This window comes from Mesorhizobium sp. B3-1-8, assembly GCF_006439495.1.
Lineage (GTDB): Bacteria > Pseudomonadota > Alphaproteobacteria > Rhizobiales > Rhizobiaceae > Mesorhizobium.
The window spans coordinates 85482-95359 of the sequence record NZ_VFTK01000027.1; the positions used below are offsets into that span (position 1 = coordinate 85482).

9 protein-coding genes are annotated in these 9878 nt (G+C 63.7%); 7 read left to right on the forward strand and 2 right to left on the reverse strand.

Annotation, left to right across the window (positions count from 1 at the left end; all coding sequences use genetic code 11):
* Nucleotides 1-183: 183 nt before the first annotated feature.
* The 3 genes from FJ424_RS23490 (at nt 184) to FJ424_RS23500 (ending at nt 3372) form a co-directional block, all read left to right on the forward strand.
* The gene (locus tag FJ424_RS23490; RefSeq protein ID WP_140659405.1) at nt 184-1449 is read left to right on the forward strand and encodes an ATP-binding protein; all 1266 of its coding nucleotides are present in this window, start codon (nt 184-186) and stop codon (nt 1447-1449) included.
* 108 nt (nt 1450-1557) lie between these two features.
* Nucleotides 1558-2280 (forward strand): phosphate signaling complex protein PhoU, encoded by a 723-nt coding sequence (phoU, locus tag FJ424_RS23495; RefSeq protein ID WP_140659404.1) that lies wholly within the window; start codon nt 1558-1560, stop codon nt 2278-2280.
* A gap of 87 nt (nt 2281-2367) precedes the next feature.
* On the forward strand, nt 2368-3372 hold the full coding sequence (locus FJ424_RS23500; RefSeq protein WP_140659403.1) for a magnesium and cobalt transport protein CorA: 1005 nt from the start codon (nt 2368-2370) through the stop codon (nt 3370-3372).
* Between the two features lie 120 nt (nt 3373-3492).
* Here FJ424_RS23500 and FJ424_RS23505 read toward each other — a convergent pair whose 3' ends face one another.
* A complete protein-coding gene (locus FJ424_RS23505; protein WP_140659402.1) occupies nt 3493-4011 on the reverse strand; it encodes a GcrA family cell cycle regulator in 519 nt (172 codons plus the stop codon).
* A gap of 356 nt (nt 4012-4367) precedes the next feature.
* On the opposite strand from FJ424_RS23505, the gene FJ424_RS23510 reads away from it, so the two are divergent.
* The 3 genes from FJ424_RS23510 to FJ424_RS23520 all read left to right on the forward strand — a co-directional run bounded on the left by FJ424_RS23510 (nt 4368) and on the right by FJ424_RS23520 (nt 7647).
* Nucleotides 4368-5567, forward strand: coding sequence for an aspartate aminotransferase family protein (locus FJ424_RS23510; RefSeq protein ID WP_140659401.1), 1200 nt, complete (start codon nt 4368-4370; stop codon nt 5565-5567).
* A 16-nt stretch (nt 5568-5583) separates the two neighbouring features.
* The gene (gene argF / locus FJ424_RS23515; protein ID WP_140659400.1) at nt 5584-6495 is read left to right on the forward strand and encodes an ornithine carbamoyltransferase; all 912 of its coding nucleotides are present in this window, start codon (nt 5584-5586) and stop codon (nt 6493-6495) included.
* Nucleotides 6496-6618: 123 nt separating this feature from the next.
* Nucleotides 6619-7647, forward strand: a complete 1029-nt coding sequence (locus FJ424_RS23520) for an Hsp33 family molecular chaperone (RefSeq protein WP_140659399.1) — start codon at nt 6619-6621, stop codon at nt 7645-7647.
* Nucleotides 7648-7848: 201 nt separating this feature from the next.
* On the opposite strand, the gene apaG is transcribed toward FJ424_RS23520, so the two are convergent.
* Nucleotides 7849-8241, reverse strand: coding sequence for a Co2+/Mg2+ efflux protein ApaG (gene apaG / locus FJ424_RS23525; protein WP_140647374.1), 393 nt, complete (start codon nt 8239-8241; stop codon nt 7849-7851).
* Nucleotides 8242-8518: 277 nt separating this feature from the next.
* Here apaG and FJ424_RS23530 point away from each other — a divergent pair, with 277 nt between their 5' ends.
* Nucleotides 8519-9661 carry a ceramide glucosyltransferase gene (locus FJ424_RS23530; protein ID WP_140659398.1) on the forward strand — a complete coding sequence of 381 codons (1143 nt, stop codon included), beginning with the start codon at nt 8519-8521 and terminating at the stop codon, nt 9659-9661.
* The last annotated feature ends 217 nt before the right edge of the window (nt 9662-9878 follow it).

The window sequence follows — 9878 nt, forward strand, 5'->3', positions numbered from 1 at the left end:
TTTGCGGACTCATGCTATGGAGCCTGTGCAGCGCAGCGCGCATTCGGGTGCAAAAACGCTGTAGCATTTTGATTTTGCGCATGAACCTTCGCGAAAATCGATCCTGATTTTCACGGTCCCATGCGTCAGGCCGGTCCAGCGAGCCGCTGGCCGGTCGAACGGGATGCGGGGTGGCGCGGGCTTATGGCAGAGACGGGCGCGGGACAAAACAACAGGGGGCAAGCCTTGGCGGCGCGGCTGTCACGCAACCGCTGGCTGCTTGGCGCGGGTGTTCTCGCGGTCCTTGCCGTTTATTTTTTCGCCGGCGTCTCCGTCTATGTGCTGATGCTGGCCCTGGCCGCGCTGGCGGCCGCCGCGATGCTGCCGGCAAATACCGAACGCCAGCCAGCCGATACGGGAGCAGCGATCGAGGCAAGCGGGCTGCAGCGGCTCTCCGGCGAGTATCTGGCGGCCGCGGTCGCCGATCCGCTCATCATATTCGATCGCTCCGCCGCCATGGTTCACGCCAACGCCGCCGCCTTCGCCGCCTTCGGCGGGCTGGCTCCGGGGATGTCGCTTGCATTGAAGTTTCGCGCGCCGGAAATGCAGGCGCTGCTCGACGGCATTCTGTCGGGTCAGGTCGCCGCCGATGCGGTCGACTACACCGAGAAGCTGCCGGTGGAGCGGACATATCGGGTCAGCGCGTCCACGGTCGGCCATGCCACCGGCCTTTACGTGCTGGTGTTCAAGGATCAGAGCGAGACGCGTCGCATCGATCGCATGCGAGCCGATTTCATCGCCAATGCCAGCCATGAGCTGCGCACGCCGCTCGCCTCCATCGCCGGCTTCATCGAGACGCTGCGTGGGCCGGCCCGCAACGATCCGGCGGCGCGCGACCAGTTCCTGCAGATCATGCAGAACCAAACCGGCCGCATGGCCCGCCTGATCGACGATCTGCTCTCGCTGTCGCGGTTGGAGATGAAACCCTATCTGAGGCCGGGCACGGAGGTCGATCTTCGCCAGACGATCGATAGCGTCATCGATTCGCTCGGGCCGCTGGCCGGTGAGAACGGCGTCGTCATCGAGCGGGAGTTCGCCAACGGGCCGCTCGTCGTTCCAGGCGATCGCGACGAACTGTTCCAGGTCTTCGAGAATCTCCTAGAGAACGCCTGCAAATACGGCCAGTCAGGTGGGCACGTCACCGTATCGATCGCCGGCGGCGAGGATAGCCAACAGCCGGGCTTCGACGTCACGATAAGGGACTATGGTCCGGGCATTGCCGAAGAACACATCCCGCGCATCACCGAGCGCTTCTACCGCGTCGATGTCGAAAACAGCCGCACCCAGAAAGGCACCGGGCTTGGCCTTTCGATCGTCAAGCATATATTGACCCGTCATAACGCAAGGTTGTCGATCAAGTCGGAAGTCGGCAAGGGCGCGGCGTTCACGGTTCATTTGCCGGCTCGCTGATCGTGTATCGGTTGCCAACCGGGATTTTCTTCTTTCTGTCATGCGGTTCGCGTATCAGCGACGGATTGAGGGAACGCACCAGCCGGCACAAACCGGGAAGGCATATCCATGCAGTCCGTCCATATCGCCAGTGCCTATGATGAAGAGCTGAAGTTCCTGTCGAAGCGCATCGCTGCGATGGGCGGCCATGCCGAGCGCATGGTCGAACAGGCGGTCGCGGCCCTGGTGAACGTCGACCATGGCCTCGCGCAGAAGGTCATCCAGGACGATCTCGTCCTCGACGAAGGACAGCGCGAGATCGACGACAAGGCCATCATCATCATCGCCAGGCGCCAGCCGATGGCGACGGACCTGCGCGAGATCGTCGGCGCGATCCGCATCTCGGCCGATATCGAGCGCGTCGGCGACCTGGGCAAGAACGTCGCCAAGCGCGTGGCCTCGGTCGACGGCCGCCAGCCGAATAGCCTTTTCCGCGGCCTGGAGGCCCTTGCCAATCTGGCGCTGACGCAGCTCAAGGAAGTGCTCGATGTCTATGCCTCGCGCTCGGTCGAGAGGATCGGCCTCGTGCGCGACCGGGACGACCAGATCGACGCCATGTACACCTCGCTGTTCCGCGAGCTTTTAACCTACATGATGGAAGATCCGCGCAACATCACGCCCTGCACGCATCTTCTGTTCTGCGCCAAGAACATCGAGCGCATCGGCGACCACGCGACCAACATCGCCGAGACGATCTATTACATCGTCACCGGCGACCAGATGCCGGCCGATCGGCCGAAGGGGGACAAGACCGACAAGGTCGTGCTTCCGGGCACGGTGCCGGCTAAGTGAACCGGCGCCTCTCGAACGGCTTCCTGATTTAGGATAAGCTCCTCCAGACACAGCGATTTTGTCAGTCGCAGTCTCGGGAGGTTTGCGATGGAACAAGTTCGGAACCTGACCCCGGCCCCAACGTCGGGCATCATTGCATCCAGCGTCTATTCGGGCGGCAAGCGCGTCGCCGACATCGCCGTCGAACAAGCCGGCGAATGGGCGGCAAAACCCGGCCACGTCGTCTGGATCGGCCTGCTCGAGCCCGATCGCAACCTGCTGCTCAGGGTGCAGGCGCAATTCCACCTGCATGATTTGGCGATCGAGGATGCCGAGCATCCGCATGCACGCCCGAAGATCGAGCAATATGGCGACGCCCTCTTCATCGTTGCCCGCACCGCGCAATTGATCGACGGCCGCGTCACGTTCGGCGAGACGCATCTGTTCGTCGGCACCGGCTACATCGTCAGCGTCCGGCACGGCCCGTCGACCTCCTACGCCGCCGTGCGCCAGCACTGGGAGAGCTGCCCGCATTCGCTCGCCAAGGGCGAGGACTTCGTCCTCTACGCCATCCTCGATTTCATCGTCGACAATTACATGCCGGTGCTGGAGCAGATCGAGGACGAGGTCGAGGCGATCGAGGACAAGGTGCTTTTGAAGCCGATGACCGGTTCCGATATCGAGCGGCTTTACATGCTGCGCCGCGATCTGCTGCGCCTGCGCAATGCGGCGCTGCCGCTGGTCGAGGTCTGCCGTCGGCTGACCAGTGCCGAGCTGCCGCAGATCCATGCCGCCATGCATCCGCTGTTTCGCGACGTGACCGACCACATCCGCACCGTGCAGGAAAAGATCGACTCACTGCGCGAGGTTCTGGCCTTCGCCTTCGAAGCCAGTCTGCTGGTCGGGCAGAGCCAGGAAACCGCAATATCCAAGAAGCTCGCCTCATGGGCCGCCATTCTGGCGGTGCCCACGGCCTTCGCAGGCATCTACGGCATGAACTTCTCCGACATGCCGGAACTGAAGATGGAATACGGTTATCCAATCATCCTGCTGGTGATGGCCGCGATCTGCTCGTTCCTGTACTGGCGGTTCAAGAAGAATGGGTGGCTGTGAAATATGGGAGTAAGGGAGTAGGGCAGTAAGGGAGTAGGTAATAGGGAGCGACTGACTGCGAAACGTAGCGCATGAAGCGCTCTTTCCCCTACTCCCCTACTGCCTTACTCCCCTATTCCCCTATCTTGCCCTGCGCCGCTCCCCCGCCGGCTGGAACGCCACCCGGGAATGATACTTGCAATAGGGTCCCGTTTCGGCGGCGTCGTTGCCGCAGAAGTTGAAGTCTTCCGACAGCGGATCGCCGTTCGGCCATTTGCAGGTGCGTTCGGTCAGCTCGACGAGCTGCAGATGCCGCGAGATCGGCACGACCACGTTCTCGACCGGTCGGATATAGTGGCGCGCGACCGGCTCTGCGTCGAACTGCACCTGCAGCGCGGTGGCGCCGATGGTGGCCGTCACGTGACGCGTAGCGCTTGCGGCGCGGGTCACCGATTTCTGCATCGTGGCGCCTTGCGTCGCCTTTTTCTGGCGCGCCGGGGCGGCCGTCGCGCGGCCGCGGCCCGACAGCTTCAGGCGATGCACCTTGCCGATGACGGCGTTGCGGCTCACTCCGCCAAGCTGTGCGGCAATCTGGCTGGCGCTCAGGCCCTCCGACCACAGTTTCCTGAGAAGTTCTACCCGCTCGTCAGTCCAGTTCATGGGGCCGCGCTCCTGCTGAGGCGTGCGGTAGTCAGAATCCGTTCCCGACCCGGCTCCCGCCGGGCAAACGACACCACATATACCGGGTGATTAGGTCCGCCGCACGAAATCTAGTTATTTCTCGACTACAAATACCTTATGCGCTGACTCGGTGACAAGAGTCCCCAGGGCAACACGATTCGGTTTTTTCGGTTTTCCCCAACTTGCCGGTCTACTTATGAGCCGGCGTGGCGTCGGAGGTTCGCCACGCGCTTCTGCGTGACGTTTTCGTTGACTTCATGGCCGAAAAACATGATAAGCCGCAAAGGCCGCCGCATTGGCGGCTTTTTTGATTTCCGGTTCCGGAGACGCATATAATGAGCGGTTCGGCGCTTTACGAGACCTTTGCTCGCGCCCCCCTGGCTTTCGACCGCGGGGAGGGGACTTGGCTGGTCACCGACAAGGGCGAGCGATATCTCGACTTCGCGGGCGGCATCGCGGTGAATTCGCTGGGCCACAGCCACCCGCATCTGGTGGCGGCGCTCACCGAGCAGGCCGCCAAGCTGTGGCACGTCTCCAATCTCTATGAGATCCCGGAACAGCGCCGGCTGGGCGAGCGGCTGTCCGAAGCGACCTTTGCCGACAAGGTGTTCTTCACGAATTCGGGCGCCGAGGCGCTGGAATGCGCCATCAAGACGGCCAGGCGCTATCAATTCGTCAAGGGCCATCCCGAGCGTTTCCGCATCATCACGTTCGAGGGCGCCTTTCACGGCCGCACGCTGGCGACGATCGCCGCCGGCGGCCAGTACAAATATCTCGAAGGCTTCGGCCCGAAGGTCGAGGGGTTCGACCAGGTGGCTTTCGACGACATCGACGCCGCGGAAAAGGCGATTACGCCGGAGACCGCGGCGATCCTGATCGAGCCGGTGCAAGGCGAGGGCGGCATACGCCCGGTGCCGACGCAGTCCGTGAAGCGGCTGCGGCAACTCTGCGACAAGCATGGCCTGCTGTTGATCTTCGACGAGGTCCAGTGCGGCATCGGCCGCACCGGCAAGCTGTTCGCGCATGAATGGACAGGCGTCACGCCCGACCTGATGGCAATCGCCAAGGGCATCGGCGGCGGCTTTCCGATGGGCGCCTGCCTTGCCACCGACGAAGCGGCGACCGGCATGACGGCCGGCGTGCACGGCACCACCTTCGGCGGCAATCCGTTGGCGATGGCCGTCGGCAACGCCGTGCTCGACATTGTCCTGGCCGACGGCTTCCTCGAGGACGTGCAGCGCAAGGCGCTGCTTCTGAAGCAGGGCCTTGCGGCGGTGGCCGATGAATTTCCCGACGTCATCGAGGGCATCAGGGGAACCGGCCTGATGCTCGGCCTGAAATGCGCCATGCCCAACACCAAGGTGAACATGGCGCTGCGCGACCAGCACCTGCTTGCCGTGCCGGCGGGCGACAATGTCATCCGCCTCCTGCCGCCGCTCACCGTCACCGACGAGGAGATCGGCGAGGCGCTGGAGCGCATCCGCGGTGGCGCCAAGAGCTTGACCGACGCGATTGCGGCCGAAGCCGCCAAATAATTTCTGGAACCTGCCGATGAGTGTTCGCCACTTCACCGATCTATCCGCCGTTTCCGCAGGCGACCTGCGCATCATGCTGGACGACGCGGTGGCGCGAAAGACCAGGCTCAAGGCGGGCGAGCGTTCAAAACCGCTCGATGGCAAGATGCTGGCCATGATCTTCGACAAGCCGTCGACGCGCACGCGCGTTTCCTTCGATGTCGGCATGCGCCAGCTCGGCGGCGAGACCATCATGCTGACCGGCACCGAGATGCAGCTCGGCCGGTCGGAGACGATCGCCGACACGGCAAAGGTGCTGTCGCGTTACGTCGACGCCATCATGATCCGCACCACCTCGCATGACCGGCTGCTGGAGCTCACCGAGAGCGCCACCGTTCCGGTGATCAACGGGCTGACCGACGACACGCACCCCTGCCAGCTCATGGCCGACATCATGACCTTTGAGGAACATCGCGGGCCGGTGGCCGGCAAGACCTTCGCCTGGACCGGCGACGGCAACAATGTGCTGCATTCGCTCCTGGAAGCCTCGGCGCGGTTCCGCTTCAATCTCAATGTCGCGGTACCGGAAGGCAGCGAACCGTTCGAGAAATATGTCGACTGGTCGAAAGCCAATGGCGGCAAGGTCCGGTTTTCCAGGTCCGCCGAGGAGGCCGTCGACAAGGCCGACTGCGTCGTCACCGACAGCTGGGTCTCGATGGGCCAAGAGCATCGCGCCCGTGGCCACAACGTCTTCCTGCCCTATCAGGTCAATGCGGCGCTGATGGCAAAGGCCAAGGCCGATGCCTTGTTCATGCACTGCCTGCCGGCGCATCGCGGCGAGGAGGTCACCGACGAGGTGATCGACGGGCCGCATTCGGTGGTCTTCGACGAGGCCGAGAACCGGCTGCACGCCCAGAAGGCGGTGCTGGCCTGGTGCCTGGGCGCTTGAGAAGGGCCGACCTGACCGCTTCCGGCCCGATCGGGCTCAACTTGATCTGGGGATATGTGATGCCTATTTGCGGGCCATCACGTAAATTGAACGCGCTTCGACGCATGCGGCTCATCGGGTTGCATGGCTGCGCCCCGGAGTTTTGTCATGTTGGAAACCCAGACCTTGGCTGAGCATAAACCCCAACTCGGTGAATTCGGCTTCGCCGGCGACGATCACGTCGTGCCTTACGAGGTCGCGCCGCTCGATGTGCGCGGCCGCACCGTGCAGCTCGGGCCGATGCTCGACGCTATTTTGAGCCGCCACAATTACCCAGAGCCGGTCGCCCGCCTACTGGCGGAAGCCTGCGTGCTCACCGTGCTGCTCGGCACCTCGCTGAAGTTCGAAGGCAAGTTCATCCTGCAGACCCGCACCGACGGTCCGGTCGACATGCTGGTGGCCGATTTCACCACGCCGCATGCGCTGCGCGCCTATGCGCGTTTCGATGCCGACCGGCTGCAGGCGCTGACCGCCGCCGGCGAGACCTCGCAGCAGACGCTGCTCGGCAACGGCGTCCTGGCTCTAACCATCGACCAGGGCGCGCATACGCAGCGCTACCAGGGCATCGTCCAGCTCGACGGCACCTCGCTGGAGGATGCAGCGCGTACCTATTTCCGGCAGTCGGAGCAGATCCCGACCGAGATCAAGATGTCGGTCGCCAAGCTGGTCACGCCCGGCCCGGCGGGCGCACGCGAACAGTGGCGCGCCGGCGGCATCCTGGCGCAATTCCTGCCGCAATCGCCGGAGCGCATGCGCGTTCCCGATATTTCCGGTGGCGACGGCGATCCGCGTGACGTTGCGGACCACCCGGCCGACAATTCCTGGCAGGAGTTGCTGGCGCTGCTCGGCACGATCGAGCCGACGGAGTTGATCGACCCGACGGTGGGCGCCGAGCGGCTGCTTTACCGGCTGTTCCACGAACATGGCGTGCGCGTCTTCCGCGGCGTGCCGGTCGCCGACCAGTGCTCCTGCTCGCGCGACAAGATCCGCGGCATTCTCGAAGGCTTCTCGGCCCAGGAGATCAAGGACTCGACCGAAGACGGCGGCATCCACGTCGCCTGCGAGTTCTGCTCGACGCAATACGACTTCGACCCGGCCGAGTTCGCGAAGTAGCGTCTTTACCTTCTCCCCGTTCCACGGGGAGAAGGTGCCCGAAGGGCGGATGAGGGGCAACGCCTTGGTTGGTGGTGATAGCGACACGCTGGCGACGCGGTCGTCTGCCTCAAAAAATCTCAGAAATTTGGCGCTGCCCCTCATTGCCCTGCCGGGCATTTCTCCCCGTGGAACGGGGAGAAAGACGCTAATCGCCGACGCCTAATTCACCGTGCGCCTTGTCCCCGGCATATCGAGCGAGAAAGCCGGAATGGCGATATCGAACGTCTCGCCGCGGCCGTTGCGCATCGTGTAATGGCCGACCATGATGCCCGACGGCGTCGAGAGCGGGCAGCCCGAGGTGTACTGGTAGCTGTCGCCGGGATTGAGTTCCGGCTGGTCGCCGACGACGCCGGCGCCGCGCACCTCCTCGACCCGGCCCCGACCATCGGTGATGTGCCAGTAGCGCGACACAAGCTGCACGAACTCGTCGGAGCGGTTGTCGATCGTCACCTGATAGCCCCAGACATAGCGGTTCTCGGACGGATCGGAGCGGTCCTCCAGATAGAAGGGCCTGACCAGCACTTCGATGTTGCGCGTCACTGCGCGATACATGGGCCACTCCGGTTGCCGCTGCGGAACATTCGTTGCGCTTCGCTGTTAGGCGCTCAACGCCGACCATCCTGCCAGCCTTGTAGCGCACGTGCCGAAAAACAATGTCATTTAAGTGACACATGACAATGTTGGTGTGCACAAACCGTGCCGGGCGACTCGGGCGCTCTGTAACTGATGAAATGGGCGCATGCGGCCGAGAGCAATTCCAGGAAAAGTGTGAGCAGTTTTCCGTCCGGAATTGCGTGAAAACAAAGAGATAGAGAGTGACCAGATCTCGATGGAACTGACTATCGCAGCCGGCCTGGCTTCGTCAGCCCTTCTTCTGTCCAATCTCGCCAGCATCCTGCTCGCCGCGTCGCGGCTCGAACGGCGGCGTGTCATTGCGCCGCCCGTCGGCGCACAGCCGGTCTCGATCATCGTGCCGTCGCGCGGCGTCGAGCCGTTCACACAGGAGACCCTGCAGCGCGCCTTCTCGCTCGATTGGCCGCGCTACGAGCTGATCTTCTGCGTCGCGCATGCCGAAGACCCGGTGGTCATGCTGATCGATGCGGCGATCGCGCGCTATCCGAAGGTGCCGGCGCGACTCCTGATCGGCGACGACCGCGTCAGCGCCAATCCCAAGCTCAACAACTGCATCAAGGGCTGGCAGGCTGTGCGGCACGATTGGGTGGTCCTCGCCGATTCCAACGTTCTGATGCCGAGGGACTATGTCCAGCACCTGATGGCGGCATGGCGCCCGGATACCGGCCTCGTCTGCTCGACGCCGATCGGCTCGCGGCCGGACGGGTTTTGGGCCGAAGTCGAATGCGCCTTCCTCAACACGCTGCAGGCGCGCTGGCAGTATGCCGGCGAGGCGCTTGGGCTCGGCTTCGCCCAAGGCAAGAGCATGCTGTGGAACAAGCCGATGCTCGATGCCAATGGCGGTATCCAGGCTTTGGCCGCCGAGATCGCCGAGGACGCGGCCGCCACCAAGCTGGTCAACAGCCTGGGCCTGCGCGTCAATCTCGTCGCTTCGCCTTTCGAGCAGCCGCTCGGCCAGCGCCGGCTCGCCGAGATCTGGTCGCGCCAGGCGCGCTGGGCGCGGCTGCGCCGCGTCACCTTCCCGCTGTTCTTCGCGCCGGAGATCCTGACCGGCGCCGCGGTGCCGCTGCTGCTGGCGCTGATTGCGGCGGCAAGCGCCGGCGTCAGCCTGCCCACGACGGCCTTGGGCGTGCTGGCGATCGCCTACCTGCCGGAATGCCTGCTTGCCTGGGCAAAAGGCTGGTACCTGTCGCCGCGCAGCGTCACCGCGATGCTCACGCGCGACGCGATGCTTCCGGCCATCTGGGCGCGCGCCTGGTTCGGCGGCGCCGTCGAATGGCGCGGCAACGCCATGACCATCCGCACCAAGGCGATGACCGAACTGGAAGAGCTTGCCTAATGCATGTCGCGCAAAAGTGTGCAGCGGTGTTGCGACAACGACATGCATGAAAACAAAGCCTTAAAGCGCGTCGCCTGAATCCGCTCACAGTACACGACTCATTGGGTTTTGATGGTCTTAGGGAAAGTGCTGAGCCATGTGGTTAGCGCGTTTTGGGGTGAGAAGTTGATCCATGCCCTGAGGGCGTCTAGTCCGATGCGGAACCATGACTTTTCGC